This is a genomic window from Thioclava indica, assembly GCF_000714545.1.
GTDB classification, from domain to species: domain Bacteria; phylum Pseudomonadota; class Alphaproteobacteria; order Rhodobacterales; family Rhodobacteraceae; genus Thioclava; species Thioclava indica.
Genome location: NZ_AUNB01000084.1, coordinates 25,084 through 45,100 on the forward strand (window position 1 = coordinate 25,084; position 20,017 = coordinate 45,100).

General features: G+C 59.0%; 21 protein-coding genes. 7 read left to right on the forward strand and 14 right to left on the reverse strand.

The window, feature by feature from the left end; genetic code table 11:
* Positions 1 to 87: 87 nt before the first annotated feature.
* The 7 genes from DT23_RS17040 to DT23_RS17070 all read right to left on the reverse strand — a co-directional run bounded on the left by DT23_RS17040 (position 88) and on the right by DT23_RS17070 (position 7,586).
* Positions 88 to 912, reverse strand: coding sequence for an ABC transporter ATP-binding protein (locus DT23_RS17040; protein ID WP_038133246.1), 825 nt, complete (start codon positions 910 to 912; stop codon positions 88 to 90).
* A 58-nt stretch (positions 913 to 970) separates the two neighbouring features.
* Positions 971 to 2,257 (reverse strand): ABC transporter substrate-binding protein, encoded by a 1,287-nt coding sequence (locus DT23_RS17045; RefSeq protein ID WP_038133248.1) that lies wholly within the window; start codon positions 2,255 to 2,257, stop codon positions 971 to 973.
* Positions 2,258 to 2,333: 76 nt separating this feature from the next.
* The gene (locus tag DT23_RS17050) at positions 2,334 to 3,410 is read right to left on the reverse strand and encodes a branched-chain amino acid ABC transporter permease (protein ID WP_038133250.1); all 1,077 of its coding nucleotides are present in this window, start codon (positions 3,408 to 3,410) and stop codon (positions 2,334 to 2,336) included.
* A 40-nt stretch (positions 3,411 to 3,450) separates the two neighbouring features.
* Entirely contained in the window at positions 3,451 to 3,630 is a 180-nt protein-coding gene (locus tag DT23_RS17055) for a hypothetical protein (protein WP_038133251.1), read from the reverse strand.
* 133 nt (positions 3,631 to 3,763) lie between these two features.
* A complete protein-coding gene (locus DT23_RS17060) occupies positions 3,764 to 4,750 on the reverse strand; it encodes a branched-chain amino acid ABC transporter permease (protein ID WP_038133253.1) in 987 nt (328 codons plus the stop codon).
* Positions 4,751 to 4,791: 41 nt separating this feature from the next.
* Positions 4,792 to 5,613 (reverse strand): ABC transporter ATP-binding protein, encoded by an 822-nt coding sequence (locus DT23_RS17065; RefSeq protein ID WP_038133255.1) that lies wholly within the window; start codon positions 5,611 to 5,613, stop codon positions 4,792 to 4,794.
* Complete coding sequence (locus DT23_RS17070; protein WP_051697393.1) at positions 5,610 to 7,586, reverse strand: AMP-binding protein; 1,977 nt, start codon at positions 7,584 to 7,586, stop codon at positions 5,610 to 5,612. Before DT23_RS17070 ends, DT23_RS17065 begins: the two co-directional genes overlap by 4 nt.
* Before the next feature lie 214 nt (positions 7,587 to 7,800).
* Here DT23_RS17070 and DT23_RS17075 point away from each other — a divergent pair, with 214 nt between their 5' ends.
* The 4 genes from DT23_RS17075 (at position 7,801) to DT23_RS17090 (ending at position 11,723) form a co-directional block, all read left to right on the forward strand.
* Complete coding sequence (locus tag DT23_RS17075; protein WP_038133257.1) at positions 7,801 to 9,705, forward strand: hybrid sensor histidine kinase/response regulator; 1,905 nt, start codon at positions 7,801 to 7,803, stop codon at positions 9,703 to 9,705.
* On the forward strand, positions 9,702 to 10,412 hold the full coding sequence (locus tag DT23_RS17080) for a response regulator transcription factor (RefSeq protein WP_038133259.1): 711 nt from the start codon (positions 9,702 to 9,704) through the stop codon (positions 10,410 to 10,412). Before DT23_RS17075 ends, DT23_RS17080 begins: the two co-directional genes overlap by 4 nt.
* Positions 10,413 to 10,517: 105 nt before the next feature.
* A complete protein-coding gene (locus DT23_RS17085; RefSeq protein WP_038133261.1) occupies positions 10,518 to 11,375 on the forward strand; it encodes a 5'-nucleotidase, lipoprotein e(P4) family in 858 nt (285 codons plus the stop codon).
* A 105-nt stretch (positions 11,376 to 11,480) separates the two neighbouring features.
* A complete protein-coding gene (locus DT23_RS17090) occupies positions 11,481 to 11,723 on the forward strand; it encodes a WGR domain-containing protein (RefSeq protein ID WP_038133263.1) in 243 nt (80 codons plus the stop codon).
* Between the two features lie 16 nt (positions 11,724 to 11,739).
* On the opposite strand, the gene DT23_RS17095 is transcribed toward DT23_RS17090, so the two are convergent.
* The 4 genes from DT23_RS17095 to folK form a co-directional block, all read right to left on the reverse strand.
* Entirely contained in the window at positions 11,740 to 12,399 is a 660-nt protein-coding gene (locus tag DT23_RS17095) for a DUF2062 domain-containing protein (RefSeq protein WP_338064229.1), read from the reverse strand.
* 33 nt (positions 12,400 to 12,432) lie between these two features.
* A complete protein-coding gene (locus DT23_RS17100) occupies positions 12,433 to 14,559 on the reverse strand; it encodes a RelA/SpoT family protein (protein WP_038133266.1) in 2,127 nt (708 codons plus the stop codon).
* Between the two features lie 25 nt (positions 14,560 to 14,584).
* Positions 14,585 to 14,941, reverse strand: a complete 357-nt coding sequence (rpoZ, locus tag DT23_RS17105; protein WP_038133268.1) for a DNA-directed RNA polymerase subunit omega — start codon at positions 14,939 to 14,941, stop codon at positions 14,585 to 14,587.
* Between the two features lie 87 nt (positions 14,942 to 15,028).
* Complete coding sequence (gene folK / locus DT23_RS17110; protein WP_038133269.1) at positions 15,029 to 15,589, reverse strand: 2-amino-4-hydroxy-6-hydroxymethyldihydropteridine diphosphokinase; 561 nt, start codon at positions 15,587 to 15,589, stop codon at positions 15,029 to 15,031.
* A gap of 140 nt (positions 15,590 to 15,729) precedes the next feature.
* Between folK and DT23_RS17115 the strand changes: the two genes are divergently transcribed.
* Complete coding sequence (locus tag DT23_RS17115) at positions 15,730 to 16,293, forward strand: LabA-like NYN domain-containing protein (RefSeq protein WP_038133271.1); 564 nt, start codon at positions 15,730 to 15,732, stop codon at positions 16,291 to 16,293.
* A gap of 87 nt (positions 16,294 to 16,380) precedes the next feature.
* The gene (locus DT23_RS17120; RefSeq protein WP_038133272.1) at positions 16,381 to 16,824 is read left to right on the forward strand and encodes a YqaA family protein; all 444 of its coding nucleotides are present in this window, start codon (positions 16,381 to 16,383) and stop codon (positions 16,822 to 16,824) included.
* 51 nt (positions 16,825 to 16,875) lie between these two features.
* Here DT23_RS17120 and DT23_RS17125 read toward each other — a convergent pair whose 3' ends face one another.
* Positions 16,876 to 17,481 carry a L,D-transpeptidase gene (locus DT23_RS17125; RefSeq protein ID WP_038133273.1) on the reverse strand — a complete coding sequence of 202 codons (606 nt, stop codon included), beginning with the start codon at positions 17,479 to 17,481 and terminating at the stop codon, positions 16,876 to 16,878.
* 177 nt (positions 17,482 to 17,658) lie between these two features.
* On the opposite strand from DT23_RS17125, the gene dalA reads away from it, so the two are divergent.
* On the forward strand, positions 17,659 to 18,174 hold the full coding sequence (gene dalA, locus DT23_RS17130) for a divisome-associated lipoprotein DalA (protein ID WP_038133275.1): 516 nt from the start codon (positions 17,659 to 17,661) through the stop codon (positions 18,172 to 18,174).
* Positions 18,175 to 18,208: 34 nt separating this feature from the next.
* On the opposite strand, the gene DT23_RS17135 is transcribed toward dalA, so the two are convergent.
* Positions 18,209 to 18,709 (reverse strand): L,D-transpeptidase family protein, encoded by a 501-nt coding sequence (locus DT23_RS17135; RefSeq protein ID WP_038133277.1) that lies wholly within the window; start codon positions 18,707 to 18,709, stop codon positions 18,209 to 18,211.
* A gap of 59 nt (positions 18,710 to 18,768) precedes the next feature.
* On the reverse strand, positions 18,769 to 19,989 hold the full coding sequence (locus DT23_RS17140) for a class I SAM-dependent RNA methyltransferase (RefSeq protein WP_038133279.1): 1,221 nt from the start codon (positions 19,987 to 19,989) through the stop codon (positions 18,769 to 18,771).
* Between the last annotated feature and the right edge of the window lie 28 nt (positions 19,990 to 20,017).

Here is a 20,017-nt window from a genome sequence, read left to right on the forward strand (position 1 = left end):
TCTCGGCCCTTTTTCTGTTGCGGAAAACCGCCCTCATACCGCGCATAAGATGCTGCGCAGCAAATGTTGAAATTCGATAGGTTAAACTTATGCGAGCCAGCGCTTGCGGCGGCGGTAACTGCGCACATCGCGAAACGATTTTCGTCCGTCATCGCCCATGCCCAGATAGAACTCTTTGACGTCCGGATTCTCGCGCAGATCCGCTGCCGGGCCATCCATCACGATGCGCCCGCTTTCCATGATGTAGCCGTAATGCGCGTAACGCAGCGCGACATTGGTATTCTGCTCGGCCAGCAGAAAGGTCACGCCCTCATTCTCATTGACCGATTTCACGATCTCGAAGATCTGCTCGACCAGTTGCGGTGCCAGCCCCATCGAAGGCTCGTCCAGCAAGATCGTCTCGGGGCGGCTCATCAGCGCGCGACCCATCGCGACCATCTGTTGCTCTCCGCCTGAAGTGTAGCCAGCTTGCGATTTGCGGCGCTCTTTCAAGCGGGGGAAATAATTATAGACCATCTCAAGATCGGCCTGCACGGCGGCGCGGCCATCCTTGCGGGTATAGGCGCCGGTCAGCAGGTTTTCTTCAACGGTGAGATGCTCGAAACAATGCCGACCCTCCATGACCTGAATCACGCCCTTACGCACCAGATCGGCGGGAGCACCATCTTGAACCCGTTCACCGCGGTAGATGATACTGCCCTTCGTCACCTCGCCGCGTTCGGACCTGAGCAGGTTCGAGATCGCCTTAAGCGTCGTCGTCTTCCCCGCGCCGTTGCCGCCCAGCAGCGCTGTGATCCCGCCTTTGGGCACGCTGAGGCTGACGCCTTTGAGAACAAGGATGACGTGATTGTAGATCACTTCGATATTGTTGACCTCAAGCAGGGTCGCATCGGTTTTGACGTCATCGAGCATGGAAAAAACTCCGAAGGGTTAGAGGCGGCTCCCGACCCGCAAGCCGGGAGCCAGTCTGTTATTTGCAGCGTTCCTCGATGCCGGATTCCTTAGCGAAAGCAGCCGAGTCTTCTGCGATCAACGGATCCAGAACTTCCTTGTCGGACGTGATCCATTCTGAGGCTGCATTCCATTGCTTGGTTGCCGCATCCCACTGGAAGACGCGCGCTGCGCCCGGTCCGCCGTGGTTTTCACAGCTTGCCTTAATGGGCTGCGAGAAATCGCGCAGGCCGAGTTCTTGCAAGCGAGCCTCGGTCAGATCGAGGTTTTCAAACCCTTCACGCACCTCGGCTGCGTTCACCGCCGGTTTGCCCGCGATTTCCTGCGCCTTACGGATCGCCTCAGAGATGATGATCGCCGCATACATGCCGCGCGAATACAGCATCGAGCCGACCTGATCGCCCGCGCCGCTGGCTTTACCCGTATCCACGACATATTTCTTCATGTCGGCGTAAACCGGATAATCCATGCCCGTGCCGTGGAACGACAGCGCCTTGTAACCAGACGCCTTGTCACCTGCGGCTTGCACGTCATTTTCCGAGCCGGACCACCAGATGCCGATAAAGTTTTCCATCGGGAAGCGGATGTTGACGGCTTCCTGGATGGCGACTTGGTTCATCACGCCCCAGCCATACATGATGACATAGTCAGGCTTTTCGCGACGGATTTGCAGCCATTGCGATTTCTGCTCTTGGCCCGGATGATCGACGGGCAAAGTTGCCAGCGTGAAACCGTGCTTTTTGGACAGCTCTTCAAGCGTGCGGATCGGCTCTTTGCCGTAAGCGGAGTTGTGATAGACCAGCGCGATCTTCTTGCCCTCAAGCGATCCGCCGTTCTGATCCAACAGGTGTTTGACCGCGACCGAGGCACCATCCCAGTAGTTCGCCGGGTAGTTGAACACCCATTTGAACACCTTGCCATTGGCTGCCGAGGTGCGCCCGTAGCCGGGGGTGTAAAGCGTGATGCCATCCGCTGCCATTTTCGGGATCAGCTGATAGGTGATGCCGGTGGACAGCGGGTTATACACCAGCGCGCCTTCGCCCTTGGTGGACTCGTAGCACTCCACACCTTTTTCGGTGTTATAGGCGGTTTCGCACTCGGGGCTTTTGATCAACTCGCCGCCAATTCCGCCATCGCGTTCATTGAGCAGCGTGAAATAGTCGTTGAATCCGTCCGCATAGGGAACGCCGTTCGCGGCATAAGGCCCGGTACGGTAACTCAGGTTGGGCACGACCAGATCGGCCATGACCGGGGCAGCGGCAAGCGTCATCGCTGCGGCCACCAAGGCGGTAAGTGTCTTTCTCATTTGCGTCTCCTCCCAGAGAGTCAGTCGAATAGCTTGCCGGGCTGATCCCGGTTCTTCGATGTTGGGCGGCCCCCCGTCAGTGCGGGAACGGCCAAAGCCGGAGTTTCTCTTTCGCAACGCGCCAGAGTTGCGCGATGCCATGGGGTTCGGCGATCAGGAAGGCCACGATCAATCCGCCCACGATCATCAGTTCGATATGCGCGGCCAGATCGGTCGGCCAACCCAGCGTTCCCACCAGCACGTTTTTCAGGAATACCGGCAGCAGCACGAGGAATGCCGCCCCAGCGAAAGATCCGAAGATCGAACCAAGCCCGCCGATGATCACCATGAACAGGATCAGGAACGATTTCTGGATGCCGAACGCCTCGCCCACCTCAGCCGCGCCAAGGTAAACCGCAAAGAACAGCGCCCCCGCGATGCCGATGAAGAACGAAGACACGGCGAAGGCGGTGAGTTTGGTCGTCAGAGGGTTCACCCCGATGATTTCGGCGGCGATATCCATGTCGCGGATCGCCATCCATTTGCGCCCGACCGTGCCGCGCGTCAGATTGCGCGCCACCAATGCCACCAGCGTCAGCATCACCAAACAGAACATGTATTTCGCCATCGCTGAAGTCTGCGCGCCCGTCACGAAGACGCCGAACACCGTGCGCTCGGGGGCGTTGATCTGGCCCGAGGCCGAGTAGTTGTAAAACCACGGCACCTTGTTAAAGAGCCAGACGAGGAAGAACTGCGCCGCCAGCGTCGCCACCGCAAGGTAAAACCCCTTGATGCGCAGGCTGGGCAGGCCAAACACCACACCGACTGCCGCCGTGATAAGCCCCGCCAGGATCACATGGATGAAGATCGACACTTCGGGAAATGCCGTCATCAGCTTGTAAACGGCATAGGCGCCGACGGCCATGAAGCCGCCCGTCCCAAGGCTGACCTGCCCCGCGTAGCCGACGAGGATGTTCAACCCGATCGCGGCAATCGCGTAGATCAGGAACGGCACCGCCACAGCGTTGGCCCAGTAGTCGTTGATGAAAAGCGGGATGATCCCGAACGCGACGGCCAGCACCGCATAATAGCGCAGCCGGTCGAATTTGATCGGGAAGGTCTGACTGTCCTCACTGTAGGACGTCTTGAAATCACCAGATTCACGGTAAAACATCAGCTTCTCCCCTTATGCGGGAAGACGGCGATCTCTCCCGTTAGCAGCCGCGTCGTATCCTGAGCCAAGCCCAAAGACCGGCCCCGGCACCCGCTGCGGCCAGCAAGATCGTGATCGAGCGCATTTGCGATGCTTCTTCTGGCGGGGCCGCCAATGCGATCCAGCCGAAGGCAAGCGCTGCCCCCCATCCGATGGTGAATACGGTCGCACAGATTTTCATGGGCAATGGACCTCCCGTTGCTCGTTACACATTCGCAACGACGGGCCTCCTCTGCCTTTACGCTGCGATATGCGACAGCTTGTCGCACCCCCGCGTCCCGATCAAGTAGATTTTCACAGATCCGTGACATGGCTCAAACCCTCTCGATGATTTTCTCGCCAAACAGCCCTTGCGGACGAAAGACGAGGAAGACGAGTGCAAGCACATAGGCGAACCAGTTTTCGGTCGCGCCGCCGATCATCGGACCGATTGAGAATTCGAACAGTTTCTCGCCCACGCCAATAATCAGGCCACCCACAATCGCGCCGGGGATCGAGGTAAAGCCCCCCAGCATCAGCACCGGCAACGCCTTGAGCGCGATCAGGCTCAGCGAGAACTGGACCCCCGATTTCGTGCCCCAGATGATGCCCGCGACCAGCGCCACAAAGCCCGCAATCGACCACACCAAGATCCAGATGAAGCGCAGCGAGATGCCCACCGACAGCGCGGCCTGGTGATCATCGGCCACAGCGCGAAGGGCGCGGCCCTGCTTGGAATATTGCGAAAACACCGTCAGCGCTGTGACCAGCAAAATCGCTATCAAGGTCGCGACAATGTCGAGATTGTCGATAAAGAAACCATAGCCGAACCAGCGCTCGGTTGCGATTTCGATGGTCTCGTTGATGCCTTGAGGCAGGCCGACATCAAGCGTCTTGATATCCGCGCCCCACATCACATCGCCAAACCCCTCAAGGAAATAGGCCATGCCGATAGTCGCCATGAACAAGATGATCGGCGCCTGATTGACGAGATGCTTAAGCACCAGTTTCTCGATCACGATGGCCAGCAACACCATCACCACACCGGTCAGCAAAATCGCGATCACCGCAGGGATGTGCCAGCCGAAATCGGTCAGATGCCCGCCCGTCATCGCATTGATCATGTGGGCGAAAGGCACCTGCCCGTTCTGGATGCCCACCAGCGTGAGCGCCGCAAATAGCGCCAGCACCCCTTGAGCGTAGTTAAAGACACCGGATGCCTTGAAGATCAGCACAAAGCCCAGCGCCACGAGCGAATACAGCACCCCCGTCATCAGCCCGTTCAGCGTCACTTCCATCGCGTAGACGAGTTGATCAGGCATGATGTGCCCCTCCGGTTAGACCGCGTTGCGTTTGTGAGAAATCAGTCATGGGCCACCCCCAGATAGGCGTCGATCACGGCCTGATTGTTGCGCACCTCATCAGGCGCGCCATCGCCGATCTTCTTGCCGTAATCCATCACGACCACGCGGTCGGAAATATCCATGACCACGCCCATATCGTGCTCGATCAAGACGATGGTGGTGCCGAATTCGTCGTTGAGATCGAGGATAAAGCGGCACATGTCCTCTTTCTCCTCGACGTTCATGCCCGCCATCGGCTCGTCCAGCAGCAGGATCTTGGGCTCGGCGGCCAGCGCGCGCGCCAGTTCGACCCGTTTTTTCAAACCATAGGGAAGGCGGCCAACAGGCGTCTTTCGTATATTCTGAATTTCCAGAAAATCGATAATCCGCTCGACTTTATCGCGATTTTCATACTCTTCGCGCGCGGCTCCGGTCCACCACCAGCCAGCTTGCGCCAGAAGACCTTTTTTCATCTTGGTCAGGCGCCCGGTCATGATGTTATCTAGCACCGACATCCCGTCAAAGAGCGCAATATTCTGGAAGGTCCGCGCAATCCCGAGCCGCGCAATTTCATAGGGCTTCATCGGTCCGCGCTTGTAGCCCTTGAACCAAACCTCGCCCTCGGTGGGGATGTAAAACCCCGAAATCACGTTCAGCATCGAGGATTTGCCCGCCCCGTTCGGCCCGATAATCGCGCGAATTTCGCCATCGCGAATGTCGAACGAGATGTTTTCAATCGCCGTGACACCGCCGAATTTCAGGGTGATGTTTTTCAGCTCCATCAGCACGCCCCCGATCTGGCGGCCGTCCGGGGTTATGTAGCCCTCGTTCATATCTTTCATTCTGCGGCCTCCGCCATCGGTTTGACTGGCACCACTTTCGCGTCCTCGATCCGCAGCGTGGCCTTGATCGCGCCCTTGCGGCCGTCCTCATAGGTCACTTCCGTTTCGGTGTAGATTTCCGAGCTGCCGTCGTAGAGCGCGCCAATCAGGTCAGCGAACTTTTCGGCGATAATGTTGCGGCGCACTTTGCGGGTGCGGGTCAATTCGCCATCATCGGCATCCAGTTCCTTGTGCAAGATCAGAAAGCGGTGGATCTGGCAGCCCGAAAGCATCGGGTCCTGCGCCACACTTTCGTTGACCTCTTCGATATGCTCGCGGATCATTTCATAGACACGCGGATGACCGGCAAGTTCCTGATATGAGGCGTAGGAAATATTGTTCCGCTCGGCCCAGTTGCCCACCGCCGCAAGGTCGATATTGATGAACGCCGTGCAGCGATCACGCCCGGCACCGAACACCACGGATTCAAGGATCGCCGGATAGAACTTGAGCTTGTTCTCGACATATTTCGGCGCGAACATCCGGCCATCGGCCAGTTTGCCAACATCCTTGGCGCGGTCGATGATGCGCAGATGGCCGGTGTCGGGTTCGAAAAAGCCCGCATCGCCCGTTGCTACCCAGCCCTCGGGATCTTTGGTCGAGGCGGTGCTTTCGGCGTTTTTGTAATACTCCACAAAGGTGCCGGGGCTGCGATAATACACCTCGCCATTGTCAGCGATCCGCACCTCGACACCGGGGCTTGGCACACCCACGGTATCCGCGCGCACCTCGCCATCGGGTTGCTGGGTGATGAACACTGACGCCTCGGTTTGCCCGTAAAGCTGCTTCAGATTGATCCCGAGCGAGCGGTAAAAGCTGAAGATCTCGGGGCCAATCGCCTCGCCTGCGGTATAGCCCACGCGGATACGTGAATAGCCCAGCGTATTCTTGAGCGGTCCGTAAACGAACAGATTGCCCAGCGCATAAGACAGCCGTTTCCCAAAGCTGACAGGCTTGCCATCCAGAATATCGGGGCCAACCTTGCGCGCGACTTCCATGTAGTGATCAAACAGCCATTTCTTGAGCCGCCCGGCATCTTCCATGCGGATCATCACGGTGGTGAGTTGGTTTTCAAACACCCGCGGCGGGGCGAAGAAATAGGTCGGACCGATTTCGCGCAAATCGGTCATCATGGTTTCGGGGCTTTCGGGGCAGTTCACGGTGAACCCCGTCCAATAAGCCTGCCCGATGGAAAAGATGAAATCGCCGACCCAAGCGAGCGGCAGATAGGCCAGAACCTCATCATTGTGGCCTAGATGATCGAAGTCGGAACTCGCCTTGGCGGTCGCGATGATATTGCGGTTGGAGAGCACCACACCCTTGGGCTTGCCGGTCGTGCCCGAAGTATACAGCATCACGCAGGTGCTGTCGTAATCCAGCTCGGCAATGCGGCGATCCAGCTCCAACTCATAGCGCTGATGGCCCGCGCGCCCCTCGGCCTTCAAATCCGCCAGCGCGTTCATCCGCGCGTGGTCATATTTTCGCATACCGCGCTTGTCGGTATACAAGATGTGAGTGATGTCCTGAATGCGGTCCTCGATCTCAAGGATCTTGTCGACCTGCTCCTGATCGCCCGCGATAACGAAACGCGCGCCGCAATGCTCCATGACATAGGCCATCTCATCGGCCGCAGCGTCCTGATACAGCGACACCGGAATCGCACCGCACATTTGCGCCGCCACAATCGCCCAGTAATGCGCCGGGCGGTTGCGCCCGATGATCGCGATATGATCGCCGCGTTCCACGCCAAGACTTAGAAAGCCCAGCGCCATCGCGCGGATTTCTTCAGACGTCTCGGACCAGGTCCAGCTTTGCCAGATCCCGAATTCCTTTTCGCGATAGGCGGGATAGCCGCCAAAGCGGGCGACGTTGCGCGCCAGTAGCGCAGGAATCGATTGGGCAGACTCGTGCCCCTTCGTGACTGCCTCAGCCAAATTATCCTCCCTCGCGCCGGTCACCCGGCGTCCCTCTCCGCACTCGGCGAATCCTCCGCGCCCAGTTCGGCATGGCACTAGGCTCGCTGTCAAAGTTTTCGTGATGTTTTCGTGATTGTAACGAATTCTTACAAGGCGCCTTCACGTCGAAAAACGCAATTTGCGCAGGGCGTGGCGTGGTGTTAGCCATGATCACGCCAGGGGAGAGAAACGGGTGGCCGAAAGCGCACATGACAGGCTGACACAGGCGGGGCTGAACCTGATCGCTCAGGCGCTGTCGATCTTTGATAGTGATCTACGGCTGGCCGTGTCGAACGCGCCGTATAAGGAAATGTTCAACCTGCCTGACTCACTGACGCAGCCCGGCGCCAGTTTCGAGGACACCGTACGCTATCTGGTGCAGCACGGCGAATATGGCGTGGTCGCGGATATCGAGACCGCTGTGCGCGACCGCGTTGAAACCGCGCGCGCCTTTGCCCCGCATTATCTTGAGCGCACCCGCGCCAATGGCCGCACAATTTCGGTGGAAGGCGCGCCGCTGCCGCAAGGCGGCTGGATTGCCGTTTATACCGACATCACCGAGATCAAACGCCAGGAAACGCTACTGCGCGCACGATCTGAGGAACTGTCCGGGCAGGTGCTGGATCATGCCGAAGCCTTGGGCGCGGCCAACCGTGCTTTGGGTGCGACCAACGCCGCATTGCAGGAAACCCAGCGCCAGTTGACAGCAACCGAGGCCCGCACCCGTCAGGTGACCGAGATGATGCCCGCCCATATCGCTCATGTCGATCGCGACTTCATCTACACCTTTTCAAATCACAAGCTGCCTACGGTGATGCCAGGATCGCAAAATGATGTCATTGGTCGCCGGGTAAGCGAGGGACTGGGGGCTGCGACCTTTGACAAGATCCGCCCCGCGCTGGAGCGTGCGCTTAAGGGTGAGGCAAACGTGATCGAGATCACGCATGACCCCTCGGGGCGGCGTATCCGTATCGCGCTGACGCCCGATCGCGACAAGGACGGCCCTGCCAATGGCGTGTTCGTCCTGTCCACCGATGTCACCGCCGAAACGCAGGCCCGCGCGGCGCTGGCCCATACCACGAAACGCGAATTGGCGGCCAAGCTATCCTCGGGGCTGGCGCATGATTTCGCCAATTTGCTGACGATCATTCTGGGGTTGCAAGGGCGGCTTGAGCGGATGGAGGGACTGCCCGAGGATGCGCAGGACGCCATCCGCGCAACCCTGGGCGCGGCGCGGCGCGGCGGCACGTTGCTGGATCGTCTCGCGATGATCTCAGGCCCACGCGAGCTACGCCCGCAAGCCGTTATCCTCGCCGATTTGTTTGACGATCTGGCGGCGATGGCGGGGCCGACCCTGCGCGAAACGGTCAGCCTCGAGATCGCGATAGACGGGCTGGATAGCCCCGTCCTCCTTGACCCCGGCCCGTTGCAAGACAGCATCTTGAACCTGATCCTGAACGCCAATGACGCGATGCGCGACAGGGGCGGGCTTATTCGTATCGCGGGCCATCCGGTGCGCGACACTTGGATCGAGATTTCCGTCAGCGACGAAGGAGACGGATTCTCCCCGGCCGCCCTTCATCAAGGGCTTGACCCGTTCTTCACGACGAAGGGGAGCGAGGGCTCAGGGCTGGGCCTGTCGATGGTCTATGACCAAACCAAGTTGGCAGGCGGTACGGTCCGGCTAAGCAACACGCCCGAGGGCGCGCGCGTCACGCTGCGATTGCCACTGCGCCCTGCCGCCGAGACCGCAAAGCCGCTGCTGGTGTTGCTGGTCGAGGATGACGAGGATATCCGCTCCACCACCCGCGAGATGCTGCGCGCGATGGATCACACCGTCATCGAAGCGCGCAACGTGACCGAAGCGCTGGCGCTGATGGCGCTGCCCGATATCAGCCTTGTGCTGTCGGATATTCAGCTTGCCGGATCGCGCACGGGGGTAGACCTTGCGCAGGCAATCGGCGATCAGATGCGGGTGATCTTGATGACGTCCCTGCCGCCGGGCGATGCGCTGCGCCTTACCGCGCCTTGCCCCGTCATCCAGAAACCCTTTGACGCCGCACAACTTGCCGCGCTTCTAGCTGGACCCAAACCATGACCGCCGATCAGCCCCATGTCGCAATCCTAGATGATGAGCCGGAAATCCGCCGGATGCTGTCGGATGCGCTGCAAGAGGCGGGGTTTCGCACCACCTGTTACGGGCGCGCGACCGAGTTTGAGGCCGCGCTGCGCCGCACCGCGCCCGATGTCTGCTTGGTCGATCTGGGTCTGCCTGATCGTGACGGGCTGGCGCTGGTGCATCGGCTCGCGCTGGAATCCGGGGCGGCGATCATCATCATCTCGGGGCGCGCGCAAGTGCAGGACCGGGTGACGGGGCTTGAACTGGGCGCGGACGACTACATCATCAAACCCTTTGATCCGGCTGAGGTCGTGGCGCGCATTCGTGCCCGGCTACGCAAGGGGCGTTCAGGGGCGGCGAACACGGCCAACAGCGCCAGTTTCGCAGGCTGGAAGGCGCATTTTGAGCGCTACATGCTGGTGGATGACTCGGGGCGCGAGACCTCGTTCAGCCATGCCGAGGGCGAGGTGCTGCGGCTATTCCTTGAAAGCCCGAACCGGCTGATTACCCGCGCGCAGATGCAGGAAAGCTTGGGCGGTGCCGCGGGCGACAGCTTTGATCGCGCGATGGATGTGCGAATCTCACGCTTACGCACCAAGCTTGGGGAAGATCCGAAAAACCCCCGCTTGATCAAGACGATCTACGGCGCAGGCTATATCTTTTTGGGCGACGTCCGCTGGAGCTAGACTCACGCTAAGGTGACCCGCGCGCGCTTGCAGTTTTTGCATCTGCATTGCCTTTTTGAGGCACTGCGCAAAACGCGCCAAAATAGATCCACCCGGGAGAGTTAAATGAACATGAAAACCCTACTTGCGGCTAGCGTCGCCAGTTTGTGCCTGAGCACGGCAGGCAGTTTCGCGCAGGACGCACAGACCGTGGCACAAAACGACCTGTTGAACGCGACTCTCTGGATGCAGGCCTCGGTCGAGCATAAGGCCGTGACACGCGGGCTGTTTGATCTGGCCAAGCTGCGTCTCGATCAGGCTTTGGCCGACAAGGCATGGACGGCGACCCCCAACAAAGAGGGTGCGAAATATCAAGACGAACCCGTTGCGATCATCGCCGATCTGGATGAAACGCTGCTGGATAACGCCAATTATCAGGCGTCGCTCATCCAGCGCGGCACGAATTTCAGTTCCAAAGAATGGACCAATTACGTCAATTCCCAGACCTCCACGGCGATGCCCGGCGCGATTGATTTCCTGAAATATGCAGCCTCCAAGGGTGTGAAAATTTTCTATGTTTCCAACCGCACCAAGGATGAAGAACCCGGTACGCGGGCCAATATGGAAAAGCTCGGCTTTCCGATGGGCGGCAATGTGGACACCGTGTTGAGCAAGAAAGAGCAAGCCGATTGGGGCTCGGCCAAGGAAAACCGCATCGCTTATGTGGCTAAGGATTACCGCGTCGCGCTGTTGATGGGTGACAATCTGGGCGATTTTTCGGATGTCGCGAAAGGCTCGGTCGCGGAACGTCAGGCGTTTTACGACAAGACCAAGGACAACTGGGGCAAAACCTGGATCATGTTCCCCAACCCCGAATACGGTAGCTGGGAATCGGCGGCCTTTGGCGGCGATTGGTCGAAATCGGGCGACGAACGGCGCAAAGAGAAAATCGAGGCGCTCAAGCCTTGGACGCCGACGCACTAATACCCGGAGGGCCGCCCCGCGCGGCCCTTTCGTTAACTTTTTTTCGCTGGTCAAACACGCGCATCTCTGATTCACTTCACGAAACTGGGATGTAGGGGCACTGCCATGCTCAACCTCATATTGCACACGTCCAATGCGGGGCGATTTTACCGCGTTGAGATCTCGGACAATCTGTTCGGGGAATACACAGTGCTGCGCGAATGGGGGCAGCATGGGCGCGCGGGCAGCCAGTGTTTGCGCTGGTTTTCCAACCTGCGCGATGCGGTGACAGCGGCCGAAACATCGCGGCGGCTCGCCCAACGGCGCGGCTATCACCTAAGCGAAGCAGGCGTCGCCAAGGGAAGATAAGCGCGCGCGAAAGCCCCTAGTCGCGAGACTTCTTCTCGTCCGTTTTATCGTCGCGTTTGATCTTGGCGCGGATCTTTTCCAACCGCTCTTTCAAACGTGTGCGGCGGCGGTTTTGATAGGCCGTAATGATGGGCAGCGAGATATAGTAGCAGATCGTCGCGGCAATAATTCCCGGCACGAGACCGCCCACGAGATAGGGCAGCCAGACATCGTTAAAGAACCGCTCGAGCCCACCCCATTCGGCGTGATCGGGGGTAAACATGGCCCAGAAATTATGCAGCAGATCGTGGCTTGCGGCCTGAAAGGTGCGCAACAACCCCTCGGGGTGGCCACTTTCAAGACGATCCCCGAGAATGAAATGACCCAGCTTGACCGAGAATACCGCGATGATCGGAAAGCTAATGGGGTTGCCAAAAAACGTCGCCAGAAGGGCCGCAAGAATATTGCCGCGGATGATCCAAGCGACCGCCGCGGCGGTCAAAAAGTGAAAGCCGAAGAACGGGGTGAACGATACCAACACACCCGCCCACACACCGCGCGCAATGCGATGGGGTCGGTCGGGCAAGCGATTAACGCGGTGTTTGACATATTGAAAAGCGCGCCCCCAGCCCGAGCGTGGCCAGACCGCCTCGCGCAGATTTTGCAGAACGCTTCGCTTTTCGCGCCGCCTAAACACCACGCCTCTCTCCCCTTCGCGCCGTAAAAACGACTATGGCTTGCGTGACAGTTCGCGGATTCGCAGCACTTGTGCAACATCGCTCTCCGCTTCAAGCGCATTGAGCAGCCGGTGCATGTGCTCGGCATCGCACAGTTCGACCTCAACGAGAAGCGAATAGAAATCTGGTTTTCGATCAATGAATTTCATGTCCGAGATATTGGCCTTTTGCTGCCCGATCAGGGTGCAAATATGACCCAACACGCCCGCATCGTTGGAAATCGTGATCTTGAGCGTCGCGGTATAGGCTGGCGGGTGTCGACCCGATTTCCATTGCAGGTCGACCCAGCGTTCGGGCTGATCTTCAAATTCCTCAAGCGCGGGGCAATCGATGGCGTGTATGACCACGCCCTGCCCGCGATAGGTGATGCCGACGATCCGCTCTCCGGGCAAAGGCTGACAACAATTCGCGCGGCTGAAACTTTGATCGGCACCAAGGCCCAGAACGGCGCGGGTGGGCTCAATCTCGCTCTCGTTCTGGCGCGCGGCCAGTTCGGGGTAAAGGGCTGCCAGCACCTCGGACGCCGCCAGTTCCGCCGAGCCGATCCGCGCAAGCAGTTCGTCCTCATCGGGCAGACCTAGCGTTTTGGCCGCCGTGCGCAGCGCTTTATCCGTGACCTTGCGCCCGACATGTTCAAACGCCACGCGCGCCAGCTCAGACCCGAGTTTGATAAAGCGATCACGATCTTCTTCGCGCAGGGATTTGCGGATCGCCCCTTTGGCGCGCCCGGTGACCACGATATCCAGCCACGTCATCTGCGGGCGTTGGCCAGCGGCGATGATCACCTCGACCGACTGGCCATTTTTAAGCCGTGTCCAAAGCGGAACGCGGATCCCGTCGATCTTGGCACCAACGCAGCTATTGCCGATCCGCGTGTGGATTGCATAGGCGAAATCAATCGGCGTCGCCCCCTTGGGCAGCTTCACGACGTCGCCCTTGGGGGTGAAGCAGAACACCTGATCGGAATACATCTCGAGCTTGACGTTTTCGAGGAATTCGTCGTGATCGCCCTCGCCTTCGGAAAAGCGTTCGTTGAGCGAGGCCAACCATTTCGCCGGATCGACGGCAAAGGGGTTCTGCGCCCGCTCACCGTCGCGATACGACCAATGCGCGGCGACCCCGGCCTCGGCGACCTCGTGCATCTGACGGGTGCGGATTTGCACCTCGACCCGCTTGCCGTCGCGCCCCGAAACCGTCGTGTGGATCGAGCGATAACCATTCGTCTTGGGCTGGCTGATATAGTCTTTGAATCGCGTCGGCACGGCGCGCCAACGGTGGTGGATCAGCCCCAGCACGCGGTAGCAATCCATTTCCGAGTTAGTGATAACGCGAAAACCGTAAATGTCGGAAAGACGCGAGAAGGCAAGTTGCTTCTCTTCCATCTTGCGCCAGATCGAATAGGGGCGCTTGGCGCGGCCAAACACCACCGCGTCGATCCCCTCATCTTCCAGCAGCGCGCGGATATCGGCGGTGATCTTCGGGATCACATCGCCGGTTTCTTTTTGCAGGCTGACGAAACGGCGGATAATCGAGGTGCGCGCCTCGGGATTGATGACCTTGAAGGCAAGATCCTCAAGCTCCTCGCGCATCCATTGCATCCCCATGCGACCGGCCAGCGGCGCAAAGATTTCCATCGTCTCGCGCGCTTTTTGCGCCTGCTTTTCCACCCGCATCGAACGGATCGTGCGCATATTGTGCAGCCGATCCGCCAGCTTGACCAAAATCACGCGCAAATCCTTGGACATCGCCATGAACAGCTTGCGGAAATTTTCGGCCTGCTTTGAGGCGGCGTTGGATAATTGCAGATTGGTCAGCTTGGTGACGCCATCAACCAGATCGGCGATCTCCTCGCCAAACAGCTCCGTCACCTCGGTATAGGTCGAGCCGGTGTCTTCGATCGTGTCATGCAGCAAAGCTGTGACGATGGTCGCATCATCCAACCGTTGTTCGGTCAAAATAGCGGCGACAGCGACGGGATGGGTAAAATAGGGTTCGCCGGAATGGCGAAGCTGACCCTCGTGCATCTTCATCCCGTAGGCATAGGCACGCCGGATCAGATCTGCATCGGTCTGCGGATTGTAGTTGCGAACGAGCGCGATCAGGTCTTCGACATCGATCATGCGCGCCCGTTTCCGCCCCTATTGCTTATTCGCGGCCCTGCGCGTCCATCAGGGCGCGTAGCATACGCTCTTCGGACATGTCGTCTTCGACTGCGCGATCGGGGCTTTCACCACCCATCAACAGCGACATCGAATCGTCCTCGGGCTCATCGACTTCGATCTGGGTCTGGTTGCTTTCGATCAGACGCTCACGCAGATCATCTGCCGATTGCGTTTCATCGGCGATTTCGCGTAGCGCGACGACCGGATTTTTATCGTTGTCACGCTCGACGGTAATCGGAGAACCGGCGGCGATTTCGCGTGCACGATGGGATGCGAGCATCACCAGCTCGAATCGATTCGGGACTTTGTCGACGCAATCTTCAACCGTCACGCGGGCCATGGGCAACTCCAGTAGGACTTTCGAACGAAGGCCCTACTTAGGCGCTTGCCCCCGCGATGACAAGCGCGCAATCGCGTCAAAACCCTGTCAAACCGGGTGAATCCCTGCTTTTTGCGCCTCTGGCAGCGCGGCGAGCATCTGCGCAACCGTTTGTCCCGAAACGGGATGGCACCAAAGCGGCGCGATCTCTGCAAGGGGAATCAGCACAAAAGCGCGGTCCTGAAGGCGCGGATGGGGCAAAATCAGCTCTGTCGGCGCGCAGCTTTGCTGCTGGCGCAATGGCAGATCCCGCCACTGCGCAAAGCGTTGCAAATCAGGCATAACGGCATCGCCATAAGCGATCAGATCCAGATCAAGCGTTCTCGCGCCCCAACGTGCCTCACGCACCCGGCCGCCGTGTGCCTCAATATCATGAAACGCGCCCAGTGTTGCCCTCGGGTCAAGCGATGTTCGCAATTTGCAACACGCGTTGACATAATCAGGTCCAGACCCTGCCGGATAGGCGGGTGTCCGCCAAAAACGGCTGACTGAAACCAGCGAAAAACCCTTACTTACCAATTCGCAAAGGGCCGCAGACAATGTATCCACCGGGTCGCCTTGGTCGCCCGACAGATTCGCCCCAAGCGCACAAATGACTGACATGTCCATTTAGACAGGCTCCATAATTCTTGCGTATTGCATATGTCAGTGGACATATCTCGTTGGCCCTGTTCTTTTACGCAAGCGTTATGCCCAAATTCGTTTCGCGATCCGACTAGACATGGCGGACCAAGCAGCAAGAGGATTGCATGTTTTACAAGGACGAACGTCTCGCACTTTTTATCGATGGCTCCAATCTCTATGCCGCAGCCAAGGCATTGGGGTTCGATATCGACTATAAACTGTTACGGCAAGAATTTGAGCGGCGCGGGAAATTGCTGCGCGCTTTTTATTATACAGCGTTACTGGAGAACGAGGAATACTCGCCCATCCGCCCGCTGGTCGATTGGCTGAACTATAACGGCTACGCGATGGTGACTAAGCCCGCCAAGGAATACACTGATTCGATGGGGCGGCGGAAAGTCAAAGGCAATATGGATATCGAGCTGGCTGTGGATGCGATGGAACTCGCGCCGCGCCTTGATCATATCGTGCTGTTTTCCGGCGATGGCGATTTCCGTCCACTGGTGGAAAGCCTGCAACGTCAGGGCTGCCGCGTTTCGGTCGTCTCGACCATCCGCAGCCAACCGCCGATGATTGCCGATGAGCTGCGCCGTCAGGCTGACAACTTCATCGAGCTGGACGCGTTGCGCGATGTCATCGGACGCCCGCCGCGCGAACCGCGTGAAGATGAGATCAATCCCGAGAACTGATCGCGCTTCTACAGGCGTTACCCTAAGAAGGGCGTGCGGATCATCCCGCGCGCCCTTTTTCTATGTCGATGAGCCAAGCCAAGCCCAATGTTTGAAAGCGCCTCTTTGATCGGCCTGTTTGTCTCGGCAATGCTGGCCGCGACGCCGATCCCGATGCAGTCGGAAATTCTGTTCGTCGCGCTGCAAACGGCGGGCGGCATTTCGATCTGGCAGATGGTTTTGGTGGCGGGCATCGGCAACACGCTGGGCGCGCTTGTGACCTATGCGTTGGGGCGCGGCATCAACCATTGGAAAGATCGCAAATGGTTTCCCGCCTCGCAGAAACAACTGGCGATGGGGCATCGCTGGCTGGATCGCTGGGGTGCGCCGCTGTTGCTGCTAAGCTGGGCGCCGGGTGGCGACCTGGTCTGTCTGATCGCGGGCGTTTTGCGGATGAACCTGTGGCTGTTTATACCCTTGGTTTTTGTTGCAAAAACAGGGCGCTATGCGGCACTGGCCTGGATCACCGCGCAGGCATTGGCGCTCACCTAACAAAAAAGGGCCCACGCGGGGCCCTTCGGAAAGATGCACAGCGCGTATCTGTCAGATCAGCAGCACCTGCGTGCCGACAGTGGCCAACCCGAACAGCTCTTTGATATGCTCATTATACAGACCGATGCACCCGTTCGAACTCTTGCGGCCAATCTTGCGCGTGTCATGCGTGCCGTGGATGCGGTAATATTTCCACGACAGATACAGCGCATGGGTGCCAAGCGGATTATCAGGACCGGGGGGCACATAAGACGGCCATTCCGGGTTGCGCTTTTTCATCGACGGCGTCGGCGCCCAGCTTGGCCCTTCGACCTTGCGGATCACTTCGGTCCGGCCAAGCCGGGTCAGTTCTTCAGAGACCGGCACGGAGGTCGGGTAAAGACGATAGACCGATTGATCGGCTGACCAGAAATGCAGATCGCGCGAGGTGGTATCGACAAGGATCGCCCCGTTGCGCAGCGAGCTGAAATAGGGCTGCCACTGGCGCGCCTGAAAGCTCGAGATATTGCGCCGCTGATTGGTATAGTCGTTGGTCTCGTATTGCACAGCGCCTGCATCAGGCGTTTGCGCCCATGCTGGCAACGCAAGCCCCGCACCGCCAAGTGCAGCCGCACCTAGAAAAGCGCGGCGATCAAATTTGGTACGCGCGTTGGACATCTTGTTCTCCGGATAAGGCGGAACCGTTGACCTGAAATAACTTTGTTAACATATCTTGGGCAAGCCATCGGTGCAAATCATACCGTGATCGATGTGCCTTTCGCGCTACAGGAGGGTTTGCGCGCCCATCGGCGACCGTGTAAAGGAAGCGCAGGTTTATTAGGGGGCCTCAAGATCATGCTGCGCGCTACAATCCTTGCGATATCTGCCACACTGGCCCTTGCGGCCTGCGATCCTGTTGATCAGCAACCCAAGCTGGGCCCGGATGGGCTGCCGCTGCCCAAGGTTTACTCCATTACCGGGCGCGACGCGCAGGTGATTCCGCAGCGTGTGCTCGAATCGGTTAACTCGTTGCGCTCGGCGCGCGGGGCGGCACCGTTGGTGCTTAATGCGTCGCTGACCACTGCCGCCTTGGCCCATTCCAAGGATATGGCCGCGCAAAATCGCCCGTGGCATTGGGGGTCGGACGGATCTTCGCCGCTCAGCCGTGCGCAACGTGCGGGCTATACCGGCACTGTGTTGGGCGAAAACATCTCGGAAACCTATGAAACCGAGATGGAAACGCTGTCGGCCTGGATGAATGTAGCCGATACCCGCGATGTGATCCTAAACCCGGCGGCCACGCAAATGGGCTTTTCGTGGTATCAGGAACCATCGGGCAAGATCTGGTGGACGATGGTTACCGGCAACTAAGTCAAAAGGGCCCCAACGCGGGGCCCTTTGCATATCACGGGAAGATAAAGATCGGCGTGCCGTCCCGCACCATCGCGTAAATCTCGCGGACCTCTTTGTCTTTCACCGCGATGCACCCCGCCGTCCAGTCGCGCCCCCGGCCCTTGTTCTTGCCATCGCGCCCGTGGATGAAAATATCGCCACCCGCCTTTTTGCCCTGCTCGGTCGCAAAGGCAACCTGCTGCGGGTTCGGGTAGCTGATGCCGATCGAAAGATAATAGGCCGAGTTGGGGTTGCGGCGGTTGATGTAATACAGCCCCTCAGGCGTTTTCCCATCACCCTCGAATTGCTTGGGGCCAATCGGATCGCCGCCCAAAGCGATCTTGTAGCTCTCAAGCACCTCATCGCCATGCAGCAGATACATCATCCGCTTGCCCTTAAAGACCTGAATTTGGGTCACCTGTGGACCACTATACGAGATGAATTTGCTTGAATCGCCACAGGCGGTCAAAGCGGCGAGGGCGCTGGCGCCCAACATAAGGGTTCTGCGATTCATGATTTGCCTGTTTGGAACTGCTTGTTTTGTGCAGTCATAGCCGATTTTTCGCACCACATCTAGCGGGTGAAATAGGCTGCAACCTCCACATGCGCAGAAAATCGAAATTGATCGACCACCAAGAGTCTCTCAAGAGCAAAACCTGCCGCAATCAGCGCCGCTGACTCGCGTGCGAATGTCACCGGATTGCACGAAACATGCACGACCCGCTTGACCCGCGAGGCGCAAATCTGCGCCACCTGCGCCTCGGCTCCGGCCCGAGGCGGGTCGATCACGACACCATCGTAGCGGTCAATCTCGTCGGGCAATAGCGGGCGACGAAACAGGTCGCGCACCTCAGATGTCACCCGATGCAGCCCCTTAGCCTGCCGCCAACCCTGATCCAGCGCCTCAATCATCGCACTCGCGTTTTCAACCGCATGCACGTCTGCCTGCTCGGCCAAGGGCAGCGCGAACGTGCCGCAGCCCGCAAAAAGATCGGCAAGCTTTGACGTGCCCGCCAGCGCCTCACGAACAAAGCCGACAAGCGCGGCCTCGCCATGTTCCGTCGCTTGCAAAAACGCGCCGGGCGGCGGGGCGACCTGAGTCACACCGAAACGCTGCATCGCCGGGTGACGCGCGGCAACAACCTCACCATTCCACGTCAATCGCGCTAGATCATGGCGGCGCGCCAGATCGGCCAAAGCCTCAAATTGAGCCGGATCAGAGTCTTTTCCGCCCGTCGCCGCCAGATCGATCCCACCCTGAGAGAGAGTGATCGCAAAGGCCACCTCCCCTTTGCGCGAGGCGCCAATCGCCGTGGCTTCGTGCAAAATCGGGATCGCTGCCATCAATTCCGGGCACAAGATCAGACAGCCGGGCACCTCGACCAGCGTATCGGACGCACGCGCGTGAAAGCCAACCAATGTGCCTTTCTTGGTCCGCCGCCCCGCCAATGTCGCGCGTCTGCGAGAATGCAAAGGCGAGGTCGCCACGGTAATTTCCGGGGACTCGATATCGCGCGCGCTCAGCGCGTTGCGCACAACCTCGGCCTTCCAACGGGCGGTGAACGGCTCGGACGCGTGCTGCATGACGCAGCCTCCGCAGGCGCGATAATGTGGACACGGGGCCGATACCCGATCCGCACTGGGCGTGACGATCTTGGGCGCGGCGATGCGACCGCCTACGACCTCGCCCGTCACTTCCTCACCCGGAAGCGCCATGGCAACATGCACGGTCCCCTCAGGGCCGTGCGCCACGCCATCGGCATGGAGCGAAAGTCTTTCGATCATCAATGTCATGGCTTTGCCTTAGCGGGCGCAAGCGGCG